Below are 25,001 nucleotides of genomic sequence, written 5' to 3' on the forward strand. Positions count from 1 at the left end.
CCGCCGACGCGCCCCGCCCGCTCAGGGACGCAGGGCGATCGTGTAGCCGTACCCGGCGCCGGCTGACGTCCAGCCGGTGTCCGTGCCGACCCGGGCGGGGAGCGGGACCCCGGCGCTGCCGTGCGGCGCGAGCTCGGGCACACCCCACCGCCACAGGCCGCCGGCGCTGTCGAGCGCCACCGCGTGCTCATAGCCGAAGCTCACGGACGTCCACGACGTGCCCGCGCCGACCTGGACGGGGTCGACCCGTCCGGCGGTGCTGCCGTCGCCGAGCAGTTCGGTGCTCGCGCTGGTGCCCCACGTCCACAGCGAGCCGTCCGCGCGGATCGCGCCGGACACCTCGTACCCGGCCGCGACCGTCCGCCAGTCGTTCGCCGTCCCCAGTTGCACCGGCGAGAGCGCCGACTCGGTGACCATCCCCCTTCGGGATCGCACGCCCCACGCCCACAGGGTGCCGTCCGACGCGATCCCGACCACGTGGTCGAAGCCCACGGCCACCGACGACCAGGTACCCGTCCCCACCCGCGCAGGCGCGACGCGGTCGGTGGTGGTGCCGTCGCCCAGCTGTCCCGCGTAGTTGTCGCCCCAGGCCCAGAGGGACCCGTCCCGCTTCGTCGCCACAGCGAACCCGCCGCTGGCGACCGCGGAGGCCCAGTCCGTGCTCGTCCCGATCCGCTCCGGCGACCACCTGACGGTCGTGGCGTCCCCTGGATGACCCTGGCTGGCGTACCCCCAGGCCCACAGGGTCCCGTCCTTCGCCACCGCGAGCGAGAACTCGTCGCCCGCGGACACCGACGCCCAGTCGGTCCGGGTCCCGAGCGGCTCCGGGAGCTCGCGATCGGTGGTGGTCCCGTCGCCGAGCTGACCCAGCCGGTTGTCGCCCCAGGACCACAGGGAGCCGTCGGTCTTGATCCCGAGCGTGTGCGAGGTGCTGACCGAGACGGCTGCCCACTGCGCCGTCGCCCCGAGCACCCCACCGTCGACGTACCCGGGTCGATCCTGGCCGTAGCCGCCCCACTCGAACGCGCGGTACCGCACCGGCCCGGGCGCGGCGACCTGGATCGTCGCCGACCCCGTGACCGCCGGGGAGCTCGTGAGCGACGCCGTCACCTGGTGAGCACCCGCGCCCACCGGGCGGCACCGCGCGCCGACGCACGCCGCCGGGTTGCCGTCGACCGCGAAGTCCGCCTGCGCCGTCAGGTCGGCGCCGGCGTTCCCGAACGCGTCGCGCCCGGCCGCGGAGAAGACCACCGAGGCACCGTCGGCGACCGACGCGGTCGCCGGCGTGACCGTCAGCGACGCCGCCGGGCCGGCGTCGACGACCACGGGGACGGAGGCCGTCAACCCGCGCCAGGAGGCCTCGATAACCTGCGGACCGGCCTCGGGGATGGTGCAGCTTGCTCGGACGCACCACGCGCCGGACCCGTCGACGGTGAGCACCGCCTCGCCGGTGACGTCGGCGAGCAGCGAGCCGAGGACGTCGTGCGAGGTGACGGTGACGGCGACCGGCTGTCCGGCCGTCGCCCGCTCGGGCCGGACCGACACGACGACGGAGGCGGGCGTGGCGGCCGTGGCGGTGTTCCAGTACTCGGCGCTGGCGATGATGCCGCCGATGATCTCCTCGTCGTGCACGCCGCCCTGCAGCGCGGAGACCCAGGTGCGCTGGCCGGTCGGGTCCAGGTGCCGCCCGAGCAGCTGCTCGTAGTACCCGTCCACGACGGTCGACAGGTGCTCCCAGGACAGCAGGAAGCCCAGCGAGACGTCCCAGCGGCTCGCCCCGCGCGCCAGCTCCCGCACCCAGAAGTCCACCTCGGACTGCCCGGGGGTGCGACCGAGCACGTCGTCGTACAGGCGCACCACCCAGCCCGCGCGCGTGGAACCGGCCTGCTGGTAGTGCTCGTCGGACGCCAGGAAGCCCGCACTGACGTGGGAGACCGTCCAGCCGGAGGCCAGCGCGTCCACCCAGTTGCTCAGGCCCACGGCGTCGGGGCCGCGACCCAGGAACCGCTCGTACGTCCCGGTGATCAGCCGCGTGCGGTACTCGTGGCTGGACGTGATCGCGTTCGCCACCTCCACGCGCGGCCGACCGTCGAGGATCGCTGCCCGCCACGTCCCCAGCCCGGTCGGGTCCGGCGCGCGGCCGAACAGGTCCCGGTACACCCGGACCACGTAGCGCTCGACTGCCACCTCCTGGGCCGTCGCGGACGCCAGCGGCGCGGCGACCGCGGGGGCGGTTCCGGTGAGCACGGTGAGGACACAGATCCCCGCGACGAGCCATCGTCGGACGGCACCGGGCACTCTCACGACGGCCTCCCTCGTCAGCGCGGGCGCGCGCTGGCGCGATCGTAGCGGCCACGCTGCCACCTCCGGGCGGCGTTTCCGGGTGACCTGTGGGTGGGCTGGTCTAGCCTCGGCGGCATGGCCGTGGAGGTACTGCCCGCACTCGGACGCTACGACGACTTCTTCGAGGTCGTCGGGGTCAAGAAGCCCGGCGGCGGGGGCTGCTGGTGCATGGCGTACCGGGACAGCCGGGTGCCGAACGACGCCCGGGGCGCGTACATGCGTGACGAGTGCGCCACGGCGCCCGGACCGGGCGTGCTGGCGTTCGTGGACGGCGTGGTCGCGGGCTGGTGCTCGGTCGCCCCTCGCAGCACCTACCGCCGGCTGATGCGCTCCCGGACCATCCCGTTCGTCGACGAGCGGGACCCGTGGAGCATCGTCTGCTTCGTCGTGCGACCGGCGTTCCGGCGTCGCGGGCTGATGCACGAGCTGCTCGAGGGTGCGGTCGCGCACGCCGCCACGAACGGCGCCGAGGTGGTGGAGGGCTACCCCGTCGAGATCGACGGCGGTGACCGGGTCGAACTCGGCTCGGGGTACGTGGGCACCGCCCGGCTGTTCGAGTCGGCGGGCTTCACCAGGGCCGCGGCCACGACGGGCCACAGCGGCGGCCGACCGCGCGTGGTCATGCGCAAGGAGCTCTCGAGCGGGCGCTGACACGCTCCGATCGTGACCATCCCGAGATCTGGATGTTACTTACCGGTAAGACCCTCGTGAAACCGGACACATCGGTGTGCTACCCATAGCCCACTGAGAACCCAGCCGGCGGCTGTGCCCCTGCGCGTCCGCGGCTCCGACAGAAGAGGTAGCGCATGTCCTCCCTCGCACCACATCGACGCCGCGTCCTCGCGGCGACCGCCGGACTCGCGGCGACCGCTCTCGTGCTGACCGCCTGCTCGGGCACCGACGACGAGGGCGGCGCCGACGGCGGCGACAGCGGCTCCGGCACCTCGCTCACCATCGGCACCACGGACAAGGTCACCTCGCTCGACCCGGCGGGCTCGTACGACAACGGCTCGTTCGCCGTGCAGAACCAGGTGTTCCCGTTCCTCATGAACACCCCCTACGGCAGCCCGGACGTCGAGCCCGACATCGCGGTCTCCGCTGAGTTCACGGCACCCACCGAGTACACGGTCACGCTCAAGCCCGACCTGAAGTGGGCCAACGGCCACGACCTGACGGCCTCGGACGTGAAGTTCACGTTCGACCGCCAGCTCGCGATCGCGGACGAGAACGGGCCGTCCTCGCTGCTCTACAACCTGGAGAGCACCGAGGTGGTCGACGACACCACCGTCGTGTTCCACCTGAAGTCCGAGAACGACCAGATCTTCCCGCAGATCCTGTCCAGCCCCGCGGGCCCGATCGTCGACGAGGAGGTCATGTCGGCCGACTCGCTGACCCCGGACAACGAGATCGTCGACGCGAACGCGTTCGCGGGCCAGTACGTCATCACCAGCTACGCGTTCAACGAGCTGGTCTCCTACGAGGCGTACGACGACTACGCGGGCGTGCTGCCGGCGGCCAAGACCTCCGAGGTCAACGTCAAGTACTACGCCGACTCGTCGAACCTCAAGCTGGACATCCAGGAGGGCAACATCGACGTGGCGTTCCGCAGCCTCTCGGCGACGGACGTCGCCGACCTGGCCACGGACGACAACGTCAAGGTCGTCGACGGTCCCGGCGGGGAGATCCGCTACATCGTCTTCAACTTCGACACGCAGCCGTTCGGAGCCAAGGCCGACGGCGCGGACCCGGCCAAGGCCCTCGCGGTCCGCCAGGCGGTCGCCCACCTGATCGACCGGGAGCCGCTGTCGGAGCAGGTCTACAAGGGCACCTACACGCCCCTGTACTCCTACGTGCCGGACGGCCTGACGGGTGCGACCGAGTCGCTCAAGGGCATGTACGGCGACGGCGACGGCGGTCCCGACGCCGCCAAGGCCAAGGCGGCGCTCGAGGCCGCGGGCGTCACGACCCCGGTCGCGCTGAGCCTGCAGTACTCGAACGACCACTACGGTCCCTCGTCGGCCGACGAGTACGCCCTCATCAAGGACCAGCTGGAGAAGGACGGCCTGTTCGCGGTCGACCTGCAGACCACCGAGTGGGTCCAGTACTCCAAGGACCGCACGTCGGACGTCTACCCGTCCTACCAGCTCGGCTGGTTCCCGGACTACTCCGACGCCGACAACTACCTCACGCCGTTCTTCCTCACGGAGAACTTCCTGTCCAACCACTACGCCAACCAGGCGGTCAACGACATGATCCTGGAGCAGGCGACGACGGCCGACGCCGACGCCCGCACCGCGCTCCTCGAGGGCATCCAGGACGCCGTGGCCGCGGACCTCTCGACGGTGCCGTACCTGCAGGGCGCCCAGGTGGCGGTCGTGGGCACGGACGTGACGGGCACCGAGGACACCCTCGACGCGTCGTTCAAGTTCCGCTACGGCGCACTCGCCACGAGCTGACCCCGCATCGCAGGCCGACGGTCCCGTCCCCCACGGGGGCGGGACCGTCGGGCTCGTCCGCACCGCGACAGGCAGGAACCATGACCTCCACCACCACCGGAGCACCCACGGGCGTCACGCCCGAGCCCACGACGGCGGCTCCGGCCGCGAAGAGCAGGCGATCGGGGGGGCACCTGGGCAGCTACCTGCTGGCCCGGTTCCTGCTGATCTTCCCCACCATCTTCATCCTGGTCACCACCGTCTTCGTGCTCATGCGGGCGACGGGCGACCCGATCACCGCCTCGCTCGGCGGCCGGCTGACGCACGACCAGCTGCAGGAGCGGATCCACGCGGCGGGCTACGACCGGCCGATCCTCGTCCAGTACCTCGAGTACCTGGGCAACGTGCTGCGCGGCGACTTCGGCACCACGATCTCCGACAACCGCCCGGTCACCGAGGTGGTCATGACGTACGGGGCGGCCACCGTCGAGCTGGCGTTCTACGCGCTGCTCGTCGCGCTCCTGGTCGGGATCCCCCTGGGCCGCATGGCGGCCGCGCGCCGCGACAAGGGCGTCGACGCGACCCTGCGCATCTCCGGGATCCTGGCGTACGCGACGCCCGTGTTCTTCGCCGGCATCCTGCTCAAGCTCGTCTTCTCCGTCTGGCTCGGCTGGCTCCCGGTCGCCGGGCGCGCGTCGACGGACACCCAGATCGACCTCCAGCGCCACGGCGCCGGGACCGGCATCTTCCTGATCGACGCCATCAGCACGGGCGACCCCGCCGTGGTCCTCGACGTGCTCGAGCACGCGATCCTGCCGGCGCTGGCCCTCGGCCTGCTGACGGGCGGCATCTTCCTGCGGCTGGTGCGCACCAACGTCATCGGCACCCTGTCCACGGGGTACGTCGAGGCGGCCCGTTCCCGCGGGGTCAACGAGCGGCGGCTGCTGCGCCAGCACGCCTGGCGCCCCGCCCTCGTGCCCATCATCACGGTGATCGGCCTGCAGGTCGCGATGCTGCTCAGCGGTGCGGTCCTGACCGAGAAGACCTTCGAGTGGAAGGGGCTCGGCTTCCAGCTGGTCCAGTACCTGCTGGCCCGCGACTTCGTCGCAGTGCAGGGCCTGGTGGTCCTGCTCGCCGTGGTGGTGGCGCTGACGAACTTCGTCGTCGACGTCATCGCCGCGCTCGTCGACCCGAGGATCAGGTACTGACCATGACTGCACTGACCCCCCTCGACGGCCCAGACGCCGTCCACGCGGCGCCGCCCGCGCCCGAGCACACCGCACTGTGGAAGCGCCTGCCCGTCGTGCGCCACGTCCGCACGAGCGTCGGCCTGCAGCGCACCATGCTGGTCATCGGCATCGTGCTGACGCTCGTGTTCATCATCACCGCCGTCTTCGCTCCCCTGCTGGCGCCCTACGGCTTCAGCCAGCTGAGCTCGGGCGACCAGAGCTTCGGCGCGCAGCAGCCGCCGTCGGCCGAGCACTGGCTGGGCACCACGGTGGGCGGCTACGACGTGCTGTCGCGCACCATCTGGGGCGCCCGCCCGGCGCTGCTCGTCATCATCGTGGCCGTCGTGCTGTCGATCTTCCTCGGTGTGGCGCTCGGCCTGGTCTCCGGCTACTTCGGCGGCTGGGTGGACCGCGTGCTGGTGGTCATCGCGGACGCGCTCTTCGCGTTCCCGTCCCTGCTGCTGGCCATCGTCGTCGCGATCGTCATCAGCGGCGGGCAGTCGTCGATGTGGGGCGGGGTGATGGCGGCCGCCATCTCGCTGAGCGTCGTGATGATCCCGCAGTACTTCCGCGTGGTCCGCGCCGAGGTCGTGCGCGTGAAGGCCGAGGCGTTCGTCGAGTCCGCGCGGGTCATCGGCTCCGGCCACCTGCGCATCATGGGCCGGCACGTGCTGCGCAACTCGACCCGGACGCTGCCGCTGATCCTCACCCTGAACTGCTCGGAGGCGGTGCTCACGCTGGCCGGCCTCGGGTTCCTCGGGTTCGGGATCGAGCCGACCGCCGCCGCCGACTGGGGCTACGACCTGTCCAAGTCGCTGTCCGACGTCACCTCCGGCATCTGGTGGACCGCGATGCCCGCGGGCGTCGCGATCGTGCTCACCGTGCTGGGGGCCACCCTGGTCGGGGAGTCGCTCAACGACCTCGCGGACCCGCGCCTGCGCACGCGCCGGGCCGCCAAGGCCGCCGTGACCAGCCCTGTCGTGGCGGTTCCGGGCGGCGCGCTCACCGACGAGCTCGACGCCGTCGACGAGCTCGAGGCCCCGGACGATCTGTTCGACGGACGAGGGGAACGCGCATGACCACCGAGAACGTCGTCGACATCCGGGACCTGCGCGTCTCGTTCGCCACCGACGCCGGCACCGTCCGGGCCGTCGAGGGTGTCACCCTCCAGGTGGCCGCGGGGGAGGTCCTCGCCATCGTGGGCGAGTCCGGCTCGGGCAAGACCGTGACCGCCCGCTCCCTCCTCGGCCTGCTGCCGGAGACCGCGCTGACCAGCGGCGTCGTGCTGCTGACCCGCAAGGACGGCTCGGCTACGCACGACATCGTCACGCTGCGCGGCAGCGACCTGCGCGACGTGCGCGGCCGGGACGCCGCCATGGTGTTCCAGGAGCCGTCGACCGCGCTCAACCCGGTCTTCCCGGTGGGCTGGCAGATCGCGGAGGGCCTGCGCGCCCACGGTCGCCTCTCGGACAAGGACGCACGCGCCCGCGCGATCGACGTCCTGCGCCTGGTCGGCATCCCGGACCCGGAGCACCGCGTCGACCACTACCCGCACCAGTTCTCGGGCGGCCAGAAGCAGCGCATCGTGATCGCGCAGGCGCTGGTCCTCGACCCGGGCCTGATCATCGCCGACGAGCCGACCACCGCGCTCGACGTCACCGTGCAGGCCGAGATCCTGGACCTGCTGCGCCGCCTGCCGCAGGAGTTCGGCTCCGCGATCGTGCTGATCACGCACAACATGGGCGTCGTCGCCGACCTCGCCGACCGGGTCGCGGTCATGTACGAGGGCGAGATCGTCGAGCAGGCCGACGTGCGCACGCTGTTCTCGTCGCCGCAGCACCCGTACACCCGGCGGCTGCTCGACGCGGTGCCGCGCGTGGGTGGCAGCCGCCTGCGCGACCGCGCGCGGGCGGTGGGTGAGCTCGAGGCGATGGTCGTCGACGAGTCCGCGACGCCGGTCGTCGAGGCGAAGGAGCTGCGCGTCGTCTACCCCGGCCGGCTGCGGCAGCCCGCGTTCACCGCGGTCGACGGCGTCGACCTGGTGATCCGGCCCGGTGAGGTCCTCGGGCTGGTGGGCGAGTCGGGCAGCGGCAAGACCACGATCGGGCGCGCGATCGCCGGGCTCACCTCGATCAGCGGTGGTTCGCTGAAGGTGCACGGCGTCGAGATGCTGGACGTCAAGGAGAAGGTCTTCCGCCCCGTCCGCAAGCGCATCGGGTTCGTCTTCCAGGACCCCGCGACGAGCTTCAACCCGCTGCTCACCATCGCGCAGTGCGTGGCCGAGCCCATGGTCGTGCACGGCCTGGCACCCAACCCGGTCGAGGCGCGGCCGCGGGTCGACGAGCTGCTGGAGGCGGTCCAGCTGCCCAGGGCGTTCGGTGACCGGTTCCCGCACGAGCTGTCCGGCGGCCAGCGCCAGCGTGCGAGCCTGGCGCGCGCGCTCATCCTCGGGCCCGAGCTGCTCGTCGCCGACGAGCCGACGAGCGCGCTCGACGTCTCCGTGCAGGCCCGGGTGCTGGACCTGTTCGCCCGCCTGCAGGCCGAGCTGGGCTTCGCGTGCCTGTTCATCAGCCACGACCTGGCCGTCGTCGACCTGCTCGCCCACCGCATCGCGGTCCTGCACCGCGGGGTCCTGGTCGAGGAGGGCACGGGCGACGAGGTGCTCGGCGCGCCGAAGCACCCCTACACGCAGCGCCTGCTGGCTTCCCTGCCCGTGCCGGACCCGGTGGAGCAGGCCGCGCGGCGCGAGGCCTGGCGGAGCCTGCGGACGTAGGGGCGCCGGGCTCGTCGGTCGTCACCCTGTCGGCCTCCCGGGGGTGCCCGGACCTGGTCGAACGGATGCCCTCGACCTGTTTGACAGGCGCGCCGACGCTGACCCACGATGACGCGCCTGCTTCATCGAAGCGCTTCGCCTAGGTTCCCGAGGGGACCTCGACCGACGCGCCCCGCCCAGGAGACCCGATGACCCGCACCCCCTTCGTCCCCGACCGGTTCTGGTTCGGCGGCGACTACAACCCCGAGCAGTGGCCGCGCGAGGTCTGGGCGCAGGACGTCGAGCTCATGCAGCGCGCCGGCGTGACCACCGCGACGATCGGCGTCTTCTCGTGGGCGCTCCTCGAGCCCGAGGAGGGCCGGTACGACCTCGGCTGGCTCGACGACGTCATCGAGATGCTGCACGCCGGCGGCATCGGCGTCGTCCTGGCGACCCCGACCGCGTCCCCGCCGCCGTGGTTCACCGCGGCCCACCCCGACGCGCTGCCGGTGCTGGCCGACGGCACGCGGCTGTGGCACGGCAGCCGCGACACCTACTGCGTCTGCGCCCCCGCGTACCGCGAGGCGTCCCGGTCGATCGCGGGCGTCCTGGCCGAGCGCTACGGCTCCCACCCGGCGCTCCAGGCCTGGCACATCCACAACGAGTACGGCACGTACTGCTGGTGCGACCACGTCGCGACGGCGTTCCGGACGTGGCTCCAGGGCCGGTACGGCACCCTCGAGGCGCTGAACGAGGTGTGGTGGACGACGTTCTGGAGCCAGCACTACGAGTCCTGGGACCAGGTGGTGCCGCCGCGCGCGACCCAGTACCTGCACAACCCGACCCAGGCGGTCGACTTCCGGCGCTTCTTCTCCGACGAGATGCTGGACGCCCTGCGTGAGCAGAAGGAGCAGATCCGCGCCGCCGGCTCGTCGGCCCCGGTCACCACCAACTTCATGCTCCCCACGTGGAACCACCTGGAGCAGTGGGGCTGGTCCGCCGAGCTCGACGTGCCGTCGGTCGACCACTACCTCGACACCACCGGCCCCGACGGCGAGGCGCACGTCGCCTACGCGGGGGACGTGACCCGAGGCTGGGCGGACGGCGGCCCGTGGCTGCTCATGGAGCAGTCGATCAGCTCGATCTCGGTCGAGGGCCGCGTCGCGTTCAAGGACCCGGCGCGCGCCGTGCGCAACTCGCTCGGCTACGTGGCGCGCGGCTCCCAGTCGTCGCTGTTCTTCCAGTGGCGGGCATCGGCGGCAGGCTCCGAGGCCTGGCACGGCGCGATGGTCCCGCACGCCGGTGCCGACTCCGCGACGTTCCGTGCGGTGTGCGAGCTGGGTGCGGTGCTCGACTCCATCGCCGAGGTGGTCCGCCCGCCCGCTGACGGGCGCGTGACGGACAGCGGCATCGCCATCTGGTGGCACGCGGACGGCTGGTGGGCGCTGGACAACGCGGGCCTTCCGTCGGACCACCTCAGCTACCCCGACGCCGTGCGCTCGGTGCACCGTGCGGCGTGGCACGCCGGGCTGCCGGTCGACTTCGCGCGGCCCGGTGCCGACCTGGCCGGCTACCGCGTGCTGCTCGTGCCCAGCATGTTCGCGATGGACGACGACGCCGTCCGGTCCGCCGAGGCGTTCGTCGCGGCCGGCGGCCACCTGGTCGTCTGGCCGTTCACCGGCATCGCCGACGAGAACCTGCACGTGGTCACCGGTGGCTACCCGGGGCGGCTGCGCGACCTGGTCGGCCTGCGCGTCGAGCACCTGGCGCCGCTCGCGCCCGGCGAGACCGTCACCCTGGACGACGGCTCCACCGGCTCGGTGTGGTCCGAGCTGGTGCAGCCCGACGACGCGGCCGTGCTGCGGCGCTACCGCGGCGGCGACCTGGACGGCCGGCCGGCGGTCACCCGCGTGCAGCGGGGTGCGGGCACGGTCACCTACGTCTCGACGCACCTGGACCTGGCGGCGACGCGCGCGCTGCTCGAGGAGATCGCCTCGGGCGCCGGCATCGCCCCGGTCGTGGCGGACCGGCCCGCGGACGTCGAGGTGGTGCGCCGCCGCGGCGCCGACCACGACTACCTGTTCGTGCTCAACCACTCGGGCGCCCCGGCGCGCGTTTCCGGACCCGGTCTCGACCTGGTGGGCGGGGACCGCACCGACAACGGCGTGCGGGTCGTCCCCGGCGGCTACCTGGTGGTGCGGGAGGACGCCGACGCGACGTGGGACGTCACGACGACCGACTGATCGCGATGAGCAGCATGGTCACCAGGAAGCCGGTGACCAGGTTGAGCCACAGGAACCGCCGCCAGCCGGTGTTCGCGCGCTCGCAGTCCTCGTCGCGCACCGACCAGAACGCCGCCGTGCTGAGGGCGTAGGGGATCGGCAGCACGGCGGCGAGCGTCCCGGGCCACGGGACGGCGAGCAGCACGGCCGCCGCGAGGACGTAGAGCACGGTGGCCACGACGACGGTGGGGTGCGCGCCGAGCGCCGTGGCCACCGACGCGATGCCGCCCTCTCGGTCGGCCCGCACGTCCTGCACCGCGCCGAACGCGTGCGACGCCATGCCCCAGAGGACGAACGCGACCAGCACCGGCCACACGGTCGGCGCACCGAGGTCCGCGCCCACCAGCACGAGCGCGTACAGCAGCGGGCCGACGAAGTGCATCGCGGACGTCAACGAGTCCAGCACCGGCCGCTCCTTGAACCGGAGCACGGGCGCCGAGTAGGCGACGACGAGGAACAGGACGAGGGCCAGCGTGGCGTTCGCGGCAGCCCCGCCGACGAGCAGCAGGTACACCACGAACGGCACGGTGCTGACCAGGCAGGCCCACAGGATCCGGCGGTGCACCTGCCGCGCCCGGGCGGGCTCCACCAGGCCGCCCTCGATGCCGCCCTTGCGCGGGTTGCGCAGGTCCGAGGCGTAGTCGAAGACGTCGTTGATGCCGTACATCAGCAGGTTGTACGGGCCGAGGAAGAACAGGGTGCCGACGACGAACGTGACGTCGATGCGGCCCCCCGTGGCCAGCAGGTAGCCGGCCGCGAACGGGTAGGCGGTGTTGATCCACGAGAACGGCCGGGACGCCGCCAGGACCTCCCTCACGGAGCCTTCCGTTCCCGGCGTCGGCCCAGCACGACCCACAGCACCGGCATCCCGACGGCCGCCGCGACCGCATAGGCGAAGTCCTCCACCGGCGCGCCCCAGACGTACCACCCGAGGATCTTGTCCGGGTCGAACACGTAGAGGTCCGCGGCGATCATGAGTGTGTCGAACACGGCCGTGAGCACGCACAGCACGAGCACGGTCACGACGACCGGCAGCACGCGCATCCGCCGCAGCACGGGCCAGCACACCGCCCCGAGCAGGGCCAGGACGATCCCGTTGAGCACGATGTTGGTCACGAGGGCCGCCCGCGCCACCGGTCCAGCGCCCGCCACGTGAGCAGGCCCGTGTAGCAGAGCAGCGCGAGGAAGAACGCCTCCTCGACCGGCAGCTCCGGGGCCAGCAGCAGGCCGGTCATGTGCGGTGAGTCCCCGCGCGCGAAGATGCCGAGCACCAGCCCGAGGCCGTCCCACAGCAGGAAGCCGACGACGCCGATGCCGACCGTCCAGGCCGCGCGGGCCGGCTCCGCCCAGAACGCGAGCCGGAACCGGCGGTCCAGCAGGGTGAGGCCGCCCAGCGAGAGCAGCAGGGCACCGAGGTACGCGACGGTCATCCGACGGACTCGCTCCACACGCCGCGCGGTCGCGCCGCCGCCAGGTAGCCCGGCCGCAGCGGGGCGGGCAGGGGGCGCGACGACGTCTCCCCGAGCATCCGCTTGACCACCAGCTCGGCGCTGATCAGGCACATCGGCAGTCCCACACCAGGGATCGTGCCACCACCGACGTGCAGCACGTTGGGCACGCGCGACGACGCGTCGCCCGGCCGGAACATCGCGCTCTGCGCCAGCGTGTGCTCCATGCCGAGCGCCGACCCGCGCCAGGCGGAGAAGTCGCGGGCGAAGTCGGCGGGGGCGACGACGCGTCGGGTCACCACGCGCTCGCGCAGGCCGGGGATCCCCGCCCAGGCACCGACCTGGTCCAGGTACCGGTCGGCGTGCCGCTCGACGACCTCGCGGTCCCGCCCGCCCAGGGCCGGGTCCGCCGGGAACGGGACGAGCACGAACAGGTTCTCGTGACCCGGCGGCGCCGCGTCGGGGTCGGTCGCGGTGGTCCGGGACACGTACATCGACGCCGCCTCCGGGATCCGCAGGTCCTCCGGCGGCGTCGACCGGCCGGTGCCCAGGATGTCCTCGAAGTTGCCCGGCCAGTCCCGCGTGAAGAACAGCGAGTGGTGCGCGAGCTCGGGCAGCGCCCCCCGCACCCCCGCCATGACCAGCAGCGACGAGATGCCCGGCCCCCGGTCCTCCCACCACGACTCCGGCAGGTCGCGGTGGGCACCCAGCAGCACGGTCTCCGTGTGGTGGCGGTCGGCCGCGGACACGACGACGTCGGCGGGCAGGAACGTCCCGTCCGTCAGCCGCACCCCGCGCGCCTGGCCCGACCTGCGCGGGTGGCGCAGCGAGGGGGACGCGTCGTCGACCTCGATCGTCGCCACGTCCGCGCCGGTGCGCACCTCGACGCCCTGCGCCCGCGCGATCCGCTCCAGGGCCTGGATGACCGTGTACATCCCGCCGCGCGGGAAACGGACGCCGTCGACCAGGTCGAGGTGGCTCATCAGCGAGTACAGCGCGGGCACCCGGTACGGCGAGGAGCCCAGGAACACCGCGTGGTAGCCCAGCACCTGCCGCAGCACCGGGTCCGTGACCGTCGCGGCCACCTTGTCCGCCAGGGTGCGCGTCAGCAGGCCCGCCAGCGTGCCCGCCTGGCGCGCGAGGTCGAGGGACAGCAGCCGGTCCGGCCGGGCGAACGTGGTGTAGAGGAACGACTCGAGCGCCGTCCGGTACGCCCGCGTCGAGTCCTGGGTGTAGCGGCGGACGGCCTCCCCCGCGCCCGGCTCGCGCGCCTCGAACGTCGCCCAGTTGGCCTCGGGGTCCGCGACGACGTCGAAGGGCTGCGACGGTCCCCCGTCGACGGGCTCCGGGAAGAGCCGGTACGCCGGGTCGAGCCGCTCCAGCTCGACGTGGTCCTCGATCCGCTCGCCCAGGAGCGCGAAGGCGTGCTCGAACACCTCGGGCATGAAGTACCAGGACGGTCCGGTGTCGAACCGGAACCCGTCGAGCGACAGCGTCGCGGTCCGCCCGCCCAGCTGGTCGTGCCGCTCGACGAGGGTCACCAGCGCTCCCCCGCGTGCCAGCAGCGCGGCGGTGGTCAGGCCCGCGATGCCCCCACCGACGACGACGACCCGACCGGGGCTCATGCGTCGACGGCCCGGCCGGCGCGCGCCTCCGCCAGCACGGACTCGCCCACCACGAGCAGCTTCACCGGGGTGGGCAGCCGCACTCGGCCCACCAGCAGCGACTCGGGCGGTCGCGTCGCGATCTCGTCGAGCAGGCGCTGGTAGAGCCCGAGCGTGGCCCCGACCGCGTAGCGAGCCCGCCGGGGCAGGCGCGGGACCGCCGAGCGCGCGACGGCCACGTCGGCGGTGATCTCGGCGAGGATCGCCCGCAGCTGCGCGTGGTCGAGCCGGCCGGGCGTGGTCCCGGGGAAGTACGTGCGGCCCAGCTCCTCGGTGTCGGCGCCGAGGTCGCGCAGGAAGTTGATCTTCTGGAACGCGGCACCGAGGGCCCGCGCGCCGGCCACCTGCAGGTCGTCGGGGTGGCGCACGGGCTCGTCTGGCCGACGGTCCTCGTTGAGGAACGCCCGCACGCACATGAGCCCCACCACCTCGGCGGACCCGTAGACGTAGGCGTCGTAGCTCGCCCGGTCGTGCGCCCGCACCGTCAGGTCCGTGCGCATCGAGGCGAAGAAGGGACCGGTCTCCGCTGCCGTGATCCCGGTCCGCCGGGCGGTGCGGGCGAACGCGTGCACCACCAGGTTGGTCGAGTAGCCCGTGCGCAGCGCGCGGGCGGTCTGCTCCTCGAGCTCGTCCAGCTCCGCCCCCGCGTCCTGGCCGCGATAGGTGTCGACCACCTCGTCGGCCAGCCTGACCAGGGCGTACACCGCGCGGATGTCCTGCTGCGCCCGCCGCCCGAGCAGCCGCGTGCCCAGCCCGAACGACGTGGAGTACGCGGCCAGCACGCCGGCGCTCGTGCGTGCGGCCGTGGCGTCGTACAGCCGGAGCGCCCGCTCACGGGCGGATCGCGCCTCCGACATCGGCTCCCCCAGCACTCAGTGGCCCCGTCCGACGAGATCGTCGACAACGCCCACAAGGTAGTCCCCCAGCGGCCCGGGCACACCGGCGAGGGCCAGTCCCCGCGCCTGCAGGCCGGTCGTGCGCGTCAGCTCGCGCACGGTGTCCAGCGCCCCGCTCGAGACCATGACGGCGCGCACGGCGGCAGCGCCCGGCTCGTCGAGGTCGGCGCGGCCCACGTGCGCGTCGAGCACCGCGCACCCCGCCTCGTCGGCCATCGCGTAGGCCCGTCGCAGCAGCTCGGTGCGCTTGCCCTCACGCAGGTCCGACACCACCGACTTGCCGGTCACCGCGGGGTCCCCGAACACACCCAGCTCGTCGTCGGTGAGCTGGAACGCCACCCCGAGAGCCGACCCGACCGCGGCAAGCTGCGCGATCCGGGCCTCGGCCGCGCCGGCGAGGATCGCCCCGACGACCAGCGGCAGGCTCCCCGAGTACGCGGCCGTCTTGAGCTCCGCGACCGCGAGCGCGTCGACGTCGCGCGGCGAGGACAGCGCCGCGGTGACGTCCAGCAGCTCCCCCACCACCGTGGTCTCGATCCCCTCGGCCAGCAGCCCCACCACCCGCAGCAGCGCCTCGCGCTCGGCCGGGGCGCTCACCACGAGCGAGAACGCCGACGCGATCGCCAGGTCCCCCGCCAGGAGGCCGGCGGCGAGCACCTGGTCGCCGACCACCCGCTCGGCCACGCCGCGGCCCTCCAGCCGCGCCCGGGTGGCTCCCGCGACGTTCGGGCGGCCCCGGCGCACCTCGTCGTGGTCGAGCAGGTCGTCGTGCACGAGCATCGCGGTGTGCAGCACCTCGATCGCGGCGGCCACGGGGGCGATCACCGCGTCGTCGCGACCACCCAGCCCCAGGTACGCGGCGACGGCGAGACGGGGGCGCATCAGCTTGCCGCCGACCCCGTCCGCCAGGTCCGTCCACAGCCGCGCGGCGTCGTCGGAACGGATCGAGGCGGCCCGCACCCGCCCGTCGAGGAAGGTCCGGAGCACGGACGCGGTCTGCGTCATCGCGCACTCCACGGCCTGCGCCAGGTCGGCCGCCCCCGCCCGTTGCGACGTGTTCGTGGTCACCCGCGACTCCACCTGCCTACCCCCTTCGCCGTCGAAATACTCAGCATACTGAGCATTCCGGCGACCGCCACCGCGTCCGGTGATCGGTACGCTCGGCGCATGACATGGCTGGTCACCGGCGGTGCCGGGTACATCGGGTCGCACGTGGTGCGCGCGTTCGGGCAAGTGGGTCTGGAGACGGTGGTGCTCGACGACCTGTCGAGCGGGCACCGGGGATTCGTCCCCGAGGACGTGCCCCTGGTGGAGGGGTCGATCCTCGACACCGACCTCGTCGCGGACATGCTCGTCCAGCACGGCGTCGTCGGCGTGGTGCACCTGGCGGGGTTCAAGTACGCCGGCGTCTCCGTCGACCGCCCGCTGCACACGTACGAGCAGAACGTCACGGGCACCGCCCACCTGCTCGAGGCCATGGCCTCGCAGGGCGTCGACGCGATCGTCTTCTCGTCGTCGGCGGCCGTCTACGGCACCCCGGACGTCGACCTGGTCACCGAGACCACCGCGACCGCCCCCGAGTCCCCGTACGGCGAGTCCAAGCTCATCGGCGAGTGGCTGCTGCGGGACCAGGGCCGGGCCGCGGGCCTGCGGCACACGTCGCTGCGGTACTTCAACGTCGTCGGCTCGGCCACCCCCGAGCTGTACGACACGAGCCCGCACAACCTCTTCCCGCTGGTGCTCGACGCCCTGGTGGAGGGTCGCACGCCCCGCATCAACGGCACCGACTACCCGACGCCGGACGGCACCTGCGTCCGCGACTACATCCACGTCGCCGACCTGGCCGACTCGCACGTCGCGGCGGCGCAGGCCCTCGCGAGCGGTCGGACCCTCGAGCCGGTCTACAACCTCGGCTCCGGGGACGGCGTCTCCGTGCGGCAGATCATGACCGCGATGGCGCAGGGCACCGGTATCGAGTTCGAGCCCGAGACCGCCGAGCGCCGGCCGGGCGACCCGGCGCGCATCGTGGCGTCGGGCGAGCTGGCGGCCCGCGACCTCGGCTGGCAGATGCGCCACACCCTCCTGGACATGGTCACCAGCGCCTGGCAGGCCCGCCAGGCCCACTAGAACGCAACGTCCGAGCAGATGAGCGCTATAGCCGCCATCTGCTCGGACGTTAGCTCCTGCCCACCCCTGACGTCCGAGTAGATGTGGGCCCTGGCGTACATCTACTCGGACGTCGGGCTAGAGGGTTTGGAGCCGCGGCAGATCGTCGACGAGGGCCTCCAGGACCGACTCCTTGCCCGCGTAGATGCCCTCGGCGCGCGGCCAGTGGACCACCACGTCGGCGAACCCGAGCGCTGCCGCGCGCTCGATGCCCTCGGTGACCAGGTCGAACGACGTCATGGAGTAGACCGGCGCACCGTCGAGGCTGAGGTACCGGCGCAGCGGCGGTTGCCCCGCGGGGCGGTGCGCGGCCTCGACGGCGTCGAGCTGCCCGACCATCGTCGCCAGCCCCGCCCACCACTGCTCCTGCGCGGCGGCCGGATCGTCCGGGAGGTCCTCGGTCGCGTAGGCGGGACCGTAGGTGGCCCAGCCCTGCCCGTAGCGGGCGGCCAGCGCCATGGTGCGGGGGCCGTTGGCAGCGACGACGAACGGGGTCCGCGGCCGCGCGACGGTGCCCGGGATCATCCGCGCCTCGTCGGCACGGTAGAACGTGCCCTGGTGGGAGGTGACCGGGTGCGTCAGCAGCTCGTCCAGCAGCCCCACGAACTCCTCGAACCGCCGGGTCCGCTCGCCGCGGGTGGGCGGGTCCCCGGTGACCGAGGCGTCGAACCCCTCGCCGCCCGCGCCGAGGCCGAGCAGGAACCTGCCGTTGCTCACGTCGTCGAGGCCCAGCACGTCCTTGGCGAACGGCACGGGATGGCGGAAGTTCGGTGACGCGACCCACGTGCCCAGGCCGATCCGCTCCGTGACGGCGGCGGCCGCGGCGAGCAGCGGGACGGTCGCGAACCACGGCTCGTCGACGAGCGTGCGCCACGCCAGGTGGTCGTACGTCCAGGCGTGGTCGAAGCCCCACTCCTCGACGGCCCGCCACTTGCGACGAGCCGACGCCCACCGCTCCTGCGGCAGCAGCACGATCCCCACGGCAACCATGGGCCGAGCCTATGCGTGCGCGTGCCGCTCGCGTCCGCTCGACGGCGGTTCCAGCTGGAACGTGCAGTGGTCGACGTCGAAGTGGCCGGCCAGGCAGTGCCGCAGGTCGTCGAGCACCCGCCCGGCCTCCCCCGCCGACAGGAGCGCGTCCGGCACCTCGACGTGCGCGGACAGGACCGGCACGCCCGAGGTGATCGTCCAGGCGTGCAGGTCGTGCACGCCCAGCACGCCCGGGACCCGGCAGATGTGCGCGCGCACGGCGTCCAGGTCCACGCCACGCGGAGTGGCCTCGAGGAGCACGGCCCCCACCTCCCGCAGCAGCGCGACCGCACGCGGCACGATCAGCAGCCCGATGAGGACGGACACGATGCCGTCGGCCCGCACGAACCCCGTGGCCAGGACGACCACGGCCGCCACCACGACCGCCGCCGACCCCAGCAGGTCGCCCAGCACCTCCAGGTAGGCGCCGCGCACGGTGAGCGACTCCTGCTGGCCGGGGCGCAGCAGCGCCAGCCCCACCGCGTTGGCCACCAGGCCGACGACGGCCACGGCCAGCATCAGGGGCGCCTCGACCTCGCCCGGGGACGCGATGCGCGCGACGCCCCCGACGATCACGGCGACCCCCACCGCCGCGACCACGAGACCGTTCACGAGCGCCGCGAGGATCTCCGCCCGCTGCCATCCGAACGTGCGGGTGGCCGTCGCCGGCCGGGCCGCCAGGGCGGTCGCACCGAGCGCGAGCCCGACCCCGGCGGCATCCGTGAGCATGTGCCCGGCGTCCGCGACCAGCGCGAACGAGCCGGACAGGACTCCGCCGACCACCTCGACGACGAGCACGACGAGCGTCAGGACGAGCACGCCGAGGAGCCGGCCGCGGTGCGCCTGTGCGGCGGTGGCGTGACCGTGACCGTGGGTGCCCCGGCTCACCCTCAGCCCCAGCCGAGCGCGTGCAGCCGCTCGTCGTCGATGCCGAAGTGGTGCGCGATCTCGTGCACGACGGTGACGGCGACCTCCTCGACCACCTCGTCGCGGTCCTCGCAGATGGCCAGCGTCGGCAACCGAAAGATGGTGATCCGGTCGGGCAGCGACCCGGCGGCCCAGAACTCGCCGCGCTCTGTCAGCGGCGTCCCCTCGTAGAGGCCGAGCAGCTCCGCCTCACCCTCGGGCGGGGCGTCCTCGACGAGCACCACGACGTTGTCCATCATCGCGGCGAGCTCCTCGGGAACCTCGTCGAGCGCGTCGCGGACGGCGTCCTCGAACTCGGCGAGAGTCATGTCGACCATGGGTCCATCCTGCCCGTTCCAGGGTGGGTGACGGCGCGCACAGTGCACCGCTTTGGAGAACGGGCCGATCACCCCGTATGCTCATCACCGGTCATCCGGCGCCTCGACGTCAGGGGTTGGACATGCCCCCATCGTCTAGCGGCCTAGGACCCCGCCCTTTCACGGCGGTAGCACGGGTTCGAATCCCGTTGGGGGTACGAGCAGTTCAGCAGTTCAGCAGCAAAGGCCTTGCAGCAGTTTCCAAGGCCCCGTAGCGCAGTTGGTTAGCGCGCCGCCCTGTCACGGCGGAGGTCGCGGGTTCAAGTCCCGTCGGGGTCGCTCGATACGTATGGCCACTTAGCTCAGTTGGTAGAGCGTTCGACTGAAAATCGAAAGGTCGGCAGTTCGACCCTGCCAGTGGCCACATCAGAAGCCCCGCCCGGATCTCCGGCGCGGGGCTTCGTCGTGGCAGGTCAGAGCGCGCCGCAACCGCGCGACCAGGGCCGTTGCTCCTAGTCTGGGCGCACCGCCGTCGCACGAGGAGAACCCATGGCCGCCGCACCCGGTGCCGACCGACCCCGCCGATTCTTCGACCGGCTCACCGAGCCGATCGCCGACCGGGCACGCGAGAAGTTCGAGCAGGCCGAGGACCACGTCCGCGAGGCGCTGCAGAGCGAGATCGACGCCGTGACACGCAGCGTGCGGACCCGGGCCATCGAGGTCCGCCCCTCGGCCGTCGGCTTCGCCGCCGCGTCGTTGCTGGGCTTCTTCGGGCTCAGCCTGCTGATCACCTCCGCGGTGCTGGGGCTGTCCCACGCGGTCGAGCCCTGGCTCTCGGCGCTCCTCGTCGGCGTCGCGCTGCTGCTCGTCGCCGGCGGGCTCGCCGCGTGGGCCAAGCGCCGGCTGCCCGCCGGCCCGCCGCTCTCCGTGCGCGTGCACGAGCCGGTCCACCCCGCCGAGGAGCAGGTGCATCCCTGGGCCGACTGACCGCTCCCCTCGCGGCGAGGATCGCCGACCAGCAGACTGAGTGCCGACAGATGTGCAGACGAGAGGCAGTGCCCATGACCACGCAGTCGGGACCGCCGGGTGACGAGAAGTCGCTCGGCCAGCTGGTGTCCGAGCTCAGTGAGCAAGGAGCGCGGCTCGTCCGCGCCGAGATCGACCTGGCGAAGGCGGAGATCACCGGCCGGGTGCAGAAGCTGGGCCTCGGTGCCGCGCTCGTCGCCGCCGGTGCTCTGCTCGGGCTCTACCTGCTCGGCGCAGGGATCGCCACGGTCATCATCGTGCTCGACCTGTGGCTGGACCTGTGGCTCGCGGCGCTGATCGTGTGCGTCCTCCTGCTGGTGGTGATCGCGATCCTCGTCCTCCTCGGCATCAAGCGGATCAAGGCCGGTGCCCCCCCGACGCCCGCGAGGGCGATCGACAACGTCCAGCAGGACATCGCGGCGGTCAAGGCGGGATTCACAGCATGAGCGACGAGTCGGTTCAGAAGCCCCAGAGCACGCAGAAGCCGTTCAGCACCCCGGAGATGGTGGCGCTCGAGGCCGAGCTCGCCGCGACGCGAGCCCAGCTGGCGTCGACCGTCGACGAGCTGGCCGCCCGCCTCGACCCCCGCGCCCAGGCCGGCCGGGCCGTCGAGTCGGGCCGGCAGCTCCTGAGCGACGCGACGAGCGGCGACGCGGCCCCGGACGCCCGCAAGAAGGCCCGCATGGTGCTCGGCGGCGCCGCGGCGGGCGTGGCGGCGCTCCTGGCGGTCGTCGTCGCCGCAGCCCGTCGCAAGGGCTGACGCGCGGGCTCTCGACCCCGAACATGACGACTGCGAGGGCCGCCGCGATGCGGCCCTCGCAGTCGTGTGCGCTCGGGGCAGTCCGGTCGGGCGGCTCAGCCGTCCGACGGGCGCTGCTGCGGGATGCCGTTCAGCAGCTCGCGCACCTCGGACTCGCGGTACCGACGGTGGCCACCGAGGGTCCGGATCGACGACAGCTTGCCGGCCTTGGCCCAGCGGGTGACGGTCTTCGGGTCCACCCGGAACAGCGTCGCGACCTCGGAGGGCGTGAGCAGCGGTTCGGCATCGACGGGGTGTGCGTTCATCAGCTGCCTCCTGGCGAGCGTGCGGCCAGTGCTGCCGACGAGGTCGGCGACCGGCCAGTTCTTGAGCGGTGTCGTGCAGGGCCTACCGTGTGAAACGTTCTATCTGACGAGCCTACGAGCAACTTCTGCAGGTCGGGGCATCGCTCTCGTGCACCGACGAGGACCGCAGTCTGCGCACGACTCCCGTCGATCGCGACCCTGGGGTCGTGGCACCAGCCTAAACCCGACCATTCGGTCACACGCGCCGACGCGCGAGAAGGTCCACAGCGCGCTGGACAGCAGTCCTGCAGATGAGCGGCGCGCGACGCGCCCAGCCGGGACGTGACGTGGATCGCCCGACGCGGGTGGTCGGAATAGCGAACGAGCATGTACCGTTGCCCCTCGAAGAGACGATTCAGCACCCCGGGGCCGCACGTGTCAGCACGGAGCCGCCCCGCATCCACGTAAGAGGGGGTCGATGCCATGGGGCGCGGCCGTCAGAAGGCTAAGCAGACGAAGGTGGCCCGGGAGCTGAAGTACTTCAGCCCGGAGACCAACTACAGAGCTCTGGAGCAGGAGCTCACGTCGCACGGCCACAACGATGTCGTCACCGACAACCGCCCTCGTGCGGTTGTGGAGACGGACACTGACGACGACAGCGACGACTACCGCCGCTGGTCCGACGACGACCGCTGACCGCGGTCGCCGCCGACTTCTCGAACACCGACGACAGTCGTCGTGCACAGCACGGCGACTGTTGTCGTTCGAGCGGGCCCGGCGTGATCAGACCCGGTAGGAGCCGCTGAGCTGGACCGCTCCACCGTCGACTCCCTTGGTGCCTGCGACGAACCCCGGTGCGCCGGCGACGTCCCGGTCGGGGTCCGCGGGGCGCACGACGCCGAGCTCCCACGCGGGCAGCGCCAGTTCGGCGGCGTGCGCGAGCACGCCGCCCACGGCCTCCGGGGCGACGATCGCGACCATGCCGATGCCCAGGTTGAGGGTGCCCTCCAGGTCCGTCCACGGCACCTGACCGAGGGCCTGCACGAGCCCGAACACCGGCGGCAGCGTCCAGCCGCCACGGTCGATCTCCGCCACCAGCCCGGGCGGCAGCACGCGCGCGACGTTCGACGCGAGGCCGCCGCCGGTGACGTGGCTGAAGGCGTGCAGCCCGGCGACGCCCGCACGCTCCGCCAGCGCCAGGCAGTCGCTCGCGTAGACGCGGGTGGGCTCCAGGAGCTCCTCCCCCAGCGTCCGCCCGAGCTCGTCGACGTGCCGCTCCAGCGACCAGCCGGCCACGGACACCACCTTGCGCACCAGCGAGTAGCCGTTCGAGTGCAGGCCGCTCGAGCCCAGGGCGAGCAGCACGTCCCCGGCACGCACACGCTCGGGACCGAGCAGCCTGTCGGCCTCGACCACGCCGGTCGCGGCACCGGCCACGTCGTACTCGTCGGGGCCCAGGAGCCCCGGGTGCTCGGCAGTCTCGCCGCCCACCAGCGCCGTCCCGGCCACCGAGCAGGCCGCCGCGATGCCGCGCACGATGCCGGCGATGCGCTCGGGCACCACCCGACCGCAGGCGATGTAGTCCGTCATGAAGAGGGGCGTGGCGCCGACCACGACGATGTCGTCGACGACCATGCCCACCAGGTCGAAGCCGATGGTGTCGTGGATGTCGAGCGCCTGCGCGATCGCGACCTTGGTGCCGACCCCGTCGGTCGACGTGGCCAGCAGCGGCTTGCGGTACGCCAGCAGCGCCCCGGCGTCGTAGAGGCCGGCGAACCCGCCGACCCCGCCGAGCACCTGCGGACCGTGCGTCGCGCGCACGGCGTCCTTCATCAGCTCGACGGCCTTGTCGCCCGCCTCGGTGTCCACACCGGCGGCCGCGTACGTGACCTGCGGGGCGCTCACGGGTGGTCCAGGGCGCTCGCGCCACCGGCGCTCGGCACGATGGACAGCAACCCATCCTCCGGTGCGCCCAGCGGCAGCTCGTTCTGCTCGAGCAGGTACTTGCCCGTCCGCTCCGCCGGGGGCAGCTCGATGGGGTACTGGCCCGTGAAGCAGGCGGCGCACAGCTGCGACGCCGGTTGCTCGGTGGCGGCGATCATGCCCTCCGGGGAGATGTAGCCCAGCGAGTCGGCACCCAGCGAGGCGGCGATCTCGTCGACCCCCAGGCCGTTGGCGATGAGCTCGGCGCGGGACGCGAAGTCGATGCCGTAGAAGCAGGGCCACTTCACCGGCGGGGAGCTGATCCGCACGTGCACCTCCGCGGCGCCCGCCTCCCGCAGCATGCGGATGAGCGCGCGCTGGGTGTTGCCGCGGACGATCGAGTCGTCCACGACCACCAGCCGCTTGCCCCGGATCACGTCCTTGAGCGGGTTGAGCTTGAGCCGGATGCCGAGCTGGCGCAGCGTCTGCGACGGCTGGATGAAGGTCCGCCCGACGTACGCGTTCTTGGTCAGCCCCTGCCCGAACGTGATGCCGGACTCGGCGGCGTAGCCGACCGCGGCGGGGGTGCCGGACTCGGGGACGGGGATCACCAGGTCGGCCTCGACGGGGTGCTCGACGGCCAGGCGGCGGCCCATCGCGACGCGTGCGGCGTGCACCGAGCGGCCGGCGATGGAGGTGTCGGGGCGGGCGAGGTAGACGTACTCGAAGACGCAGCCGGCGCGGTCCACCGGCGCGAAGCGGCTGCTGCGCAGGCCGTCGGCGTCGATGGCGATGAACTCGCCGGGCTCGACCTCGCGGACGAAGGAGGCGCCGACGATGTCGAGCGCGGGCGTCTCGCTGGCCACGACCCAGCCGCGCTCGAGCCGGCCGAGCACGAGCGGACGGACGCCCTGGGGGTCGCGCGCCGCGTACAGCGTCTGCTCGTCCATGAAGACCAGGCTGAAGGCCCCGCGCAGGCGCGGGAGGACCTCGAGCGCGGTGGCCTCGAGCGTGTGGTCCGGGTCCCCGGCGAGGAGGGCCGTGATCAGGGCCGTGTCGGTGGTGTTGCCGCGCGCGAGCTCGCCGCGCCGCTGGCTGCCGTAGCGCTCGGCGACGAGGTCGACCAGCTCCGCGGTGTTGGTGAGGTTGCCGTTGTGGCCGAGCGCGACCGTGCCGGCGGCGGTGGCGCCCAGGGTCGGCTGCGCGTTCTCCCAGGTGCTGCCACCGGTCGTCGAGTAGCGCGCGTGCCCGATGGCGATGTGCCCCTGCAGGGCGTTCAGCGCGGTCTCGTCGAAGACCTGGGAGACGAGGCCCATGTCCTTGTAGACCAGGAGCTGCTCGCCGTTCGAGGTCGCGATGCCCGCCGACTCCTGGCCGCGGTGCTGCAACGCGTACAGGCCGAAGTAGGTGAGCTTGGAGACTTCCTCACCGGGTGCCCAGACACCGAAGACGCCACATGCGTCCTGCGGTCCTTTTTCGTTGGGGAGGAGGTCGTGGTTCAGACGTCCGTCTGCGCGGGGGGCCACGCGACCATGGTTGCA

Annotated in this window: 24 protein-coding genes and 3 tRNA genes; 14 read left to right on the plus strand and 13 right to left on the minus strand. The window is 72.7% G+C overall.

The genetic code is table 11. From position 1 onward, the window contains the following. Positions 1-21 precede the first annotated feature (21 nt). A complete protein-coding gene (locus tag KG102_RS14605) occupies positions 22-2,304 on the minus strand; it encodes a DUF4214 domain-containing protein (RefSeq protein ID WP_208288269.1) in 2,283 nt (760 codons plus the stop codon). A gap of 114 nt (positions 2,305-2,418) precedes the next feature. Between KG102_RS14605 and KG102_RS14610 the strand changes: the two genes are divergently transcribed. The 6 genes from KG102_RS14610 (at position 2,419) to KG102_RS14635 (ending at position 11,002) form a co-directional block, all read left to right on the plus strand. Continuing rightward, a complete protein-coding gene (locus tag KG102_RS14610) occupies positions 2,419-2,994 on the plus strand; it encodes a GNAT family N-acetyltransferase (protein WP_208288268.1) in 576 nt (191 codons plus the stop codon). A 155-nt stretch (positions 2,995-3,149) separates the two neighbouring features. Then, positions 3,150-4,799 carry an ABC transporter substrate-binding protein gene (locus KG102_RS14615; RefSeq protein WP_208212580.1) on the plus strand — a complete coding sequence of 550 codons (1,650 nt, stop codon included), beginning with the start codon at positions 3,150-3,152 and terminating at the stop codon, positions 4,797-4,799. Between the two features lie 80 nt (positions 4,800-4,879). After that, positions 4,880-5,986 (plus strand): ABC transporter permease, encoded by a 1,107-nt coding sequence (locus KG102_RS14620; RefSeq protein ID WP_208212581.1) that lies wholly within the window; start codon positions 4,880-4,882, stop codon positions 5,984-5,986. A 2-nt stretch (positions 5,987-5,988) separates the two neighbouring features. Then, positions 5,989-7,086, plus strand: a complete 1,098-nt coding sequence (locus tag KG102_RS14625) for an ABC transporter permease (RefSeq protein ID WP_208212582.1) — start codon at positions 5,989-5,991, stop codon at positions 7,084-7,086. Beyond that, entirely contained in the window at positions 7,083-8,780 is a 1,698-nt protein-coding gene (locus KG102_RS14630; RefSeq protein WP_208212583.1) for an ABC transporter ATP-binding protein, read from the plus strand. Before KG102_RS14625 ends, KG102_RS14630 begins: the two co-directional genes overlap by 4 nt. A gap of 188 nt (positions 8,781-8,968) precedes the next feature. Continuing rightward, entirely contained in the window at positions 8,969-11,002 is a 2,034-nt protein-coding gene (locus KG102_RS14635; RefSeq protein ID WP_208288267.1) for a beta-galactosidase, read from the plus strand. Here KG102_RS14635 and KG102_RS14640 read toward each other — a convergent pair. Genes KG102_RS14640 through KG102_RS14665 form a run of 6 tightly spaced genes read right to left on the minus strand, consistent with a single transcriptional unit; the run spans position 10,986 to position 16,117 of the window. After that, positions 10,986-11,858, minus strand: a complete 873-nt coding sequence (locus KG102_RS14640; protein ID WP_208212585.1) for a prenyltransferase — start codon at positions 11,856-11,858, stop codon at positions 10,986-10,988. The genes KG102_RS14635 and KG102_RS14640 overlap by 17 nt on opposite strands. After that, complete coding sequence (locus KG102_RS14645) at positions 11,855-12,175, minus strand: lycopene cyclase domain-containing protein (RefSeq protein WP_249667343.1); 321 nt, start codon at positions 12,173-12,175, stop codon at positions 11,855-11,857. Before KG102_RS14645 ends, KG102_RS14640 begins: the two co-directional genes overlap by 4 nt. After that, entirely contained in the window at positions 12,154-12,471 is a 318-nt protein-coding gene (locus KG102_RS14650; protein ID WP_208288266.1) for a lycopene cyclase domain-containing protein, read from the minus strand. Before KG102_RS14650 ends, KG102_RS14645 begins: the two co-directional genes overlap by 22 nt. After that, complete coding sequence (gene crtI / locus KG102_RS14655) at positions 12,468-14,114, minus strand: phytoene desaturase family protein (protein WP_208288265.1); 1,647 nt, start codon at positions 14,112-14,114, stop codon at positions 12,468-12,470. Before crtI ends, KG102_RS14650 begins: the two co-directional genes overlap by 4 nt. Next, positions 14,111-15,010, minus strand: a complete 900-nt coding sequence (locus KG102_RS14660; RefSeq protein WP_208212588.1) for a phytoene/squalene synthase family protein — start codon at positions 15,008-15,010, stop codon at positions 14,111-14,113. Before KG102_RS14660 ends, crtI begins: the two co-directional genes overlap by 4 nt. A 15-nt stretch (positions 15,011-15,025) precedes the next feature. Continuing rightward, complete coding sequence (locus KG102_RS14665) at positions 15,026-16,117, minus strand: polyprenyl synthetase family protein (RefSeq protein WP_208288264.1); 1,092 nt, start codon at positions 16,115-16,117, stop codon at positions 15,026-15,028. A gap of 99 nt (positions 16,118-16,216) precedes the next feature. Here KG102_RS14665 and galE point away from each other — a divergent pair, with 99 nt between their 5' ends. Further along, positions 16,217-17,176, plus strand: a complete 960-nt coding sequence (gene galE, locus KG102_RS14670; protein WP_208288263.1) for a UDP-glucose 4-epimerase GalE — start codon at positions 16,217-16,219, stop codon at positions 17,174-17,176. Between the two features lie 117 nt (positions 17,177-17,293). Here the strand turns inward: galE and KG102_RS14675 are convergent, their stop codons facing one another. Genes KG102_RS14675 through KG102_RS14685 form a run of 3 tightly spaced genes read right to left on the minus strand, consistent with a single transcriptional unit; the run spans position 17,294 to position 19,488 of the window. Next, on the minus strand, positions 17,294-18,205 hold the full coding sequence (locus KG102_RS14675) for an LLM class flavin-dependent oxidoreductase (protein ID WP_208288262.1): 912 nt from the start codon (positions 18,203-18,205) through the stop codon (positions 17,294-17,296). 9 nt (positions 18,206-18,214) lie between these two features. Further along, positions 18,215-19,132 carry a cation diffusion facilitator family transporter gene (locus tag KG102_RS14680; protein WP_208288261.1) on the minus strand — a complete coding sequence of 306 codons (918 nt, stop codon included), beginning with the start codon at positions 19,130-19,132 and terminating at the stop codon, positions 18,215-18,217. 2 nt (positions 19,133-19,134) lie between these two features. Beyond that, the gene (locus KG102_RS14685; protein ID WP_208212593.1) at positions 19,135-19,488 is read right to left on the minus strand and encodes a metallopeptidase family protein; all 354 of its coding nucleotides are present in this window, start codon (positions 19,486-19,488) and stop codon (positions 19,135-19,137) included. A gap of 124 nt (positions 19,489-19,612) precedes the next feature. Here KG102_RS14685 and KG102_RS14690 point away from each other — a divergent pair. The 6 genes from KG102_RS14690 (at position 19,613) to KG102_RS14715 (ending at position 21,253) form a co-directional block, all read left to right on the plus strand. After that, positions 19,613-19,685 (plus strand) — tRNA-Glu (locus KG102_RS14690). Between the two features lie 47 nt (positions 19,686-19,732). Beyond that, a tRNA-Asp gene (locus KG102_RS14695) sits at positions 19,733-19,806 on the plus strand. Positions 19,807-19,818: 12 nt separating this feature from the next. Then, a tRNA-Phe gene (locus KG102_RS14700) sits at positions 19,819-19,891 on the plus strand. Positions 19,892-20,016: 125 nt separating this feature from the next. Then, entirely contained in the window at positions 20,017-20,454 is a 438-nt protein-coding gene (locus tag KG102_RS14705; protein ID WP_208212594.1) for a phage holin family protein, read from the plus strand. A gap of 74 nt (positions 20,455-20,528) precedes the next feature. Beyond that, positions 20,529-20,939: a phage holin family protein gene (locus KG102_RS14710; protein WP_208212595.1), complete on the plus strand. Its 411-nt coding sequence runs from the start codon at positions 20,529-20,531 to the stop codon at positions 20,937-20,939. Next, entirely contained in the window at positions 20,936-21,253 is a 318-nt protein-coding gene (locus KG102_RS14715) for a DUF3618 domain-containing protein (RefSeq protein WP_208212596.1), read from the plus strand. Before KG102_RS14710 ends, KG102_RS14715 begins: the two co-directional genes overlap by 4 nt. A 95-nt stretch (positions 21,254-21,348) precedes the next feature. Here KG102_RS14715 and KG102_RS14720 read toward each other — a convergent pair whose 3' ends face one another. Further along, complete coding sequence (locus tag KG102_RS14720; RefSeq protein ID WP_208212597.1) at positions 21,349-21,558, minus strand: BldC family transcriptional regulator; 210 nt, start codon at positions 21,556-21,558, stop codon at positions 21,349-21,351. A 462-nt stretch (positions 21,559-22,020) separates the two neighbouring features. On the opposite strand from KG102_RS14720, the gene KG102_RS14725 reads away from it, so the two are divergent. Next, on the plus strand, positions 22,021-22,233 hold the full coding sequence (locus KG102_RS14725) for a DUF3073 domain-containing protein (protein ID WP_056026136.1): 213 nt from the start codon (positions 22,021-22,023) through the stop codon (positions 22,231-22,233). Positions 22,234-22,320: 87 nt separating this feature from the next. Here KG102_RS14725 and purM read toward each other — a convergent pair whose 3' ends face one another. Both purM and purF read right to left on the minus strand, forming a co-directional pair. Continuing rightward, complete coding sequence (purM, locus tag KG102_RS14730; RefSeq protein WP_208212598.1) at positions 22,321-23,442, minus strand: phosphoribosylformylglycinamidine cyclo-ligase; 1,122 nt, start codon at positions 23,440-23,442, stop codon at positions 22,321-22,323. Then, positions 23,439-24,986 carry an amidophosphoribosyltransferase gene (gene purF / locus KG102_RS14735; RefSeq protein ID WP_208212599.1) on the minus strand — a complete coding sequence of 516 codons (1,548 nt, stop codon included), beginning with the start codon at positions 24,984-24,986 and terminating at the stop codon, positions 23,439-23,441. Before purF ends, purM begins: the two co-directional genes overlap by 4 nt. Positions 24,987-25,001: the final 15 nt, after the last annotated feature.

It is taken from the genome of Cellulomonas fengjieae (assembly GCF_018388465.1).
Lineage (GTDB): Bacteria > Actinomycetota > Actinomycetes > Actinomycetales > Cellulomonadaceae > Cellulomonas > Cellulomonas fengjieae.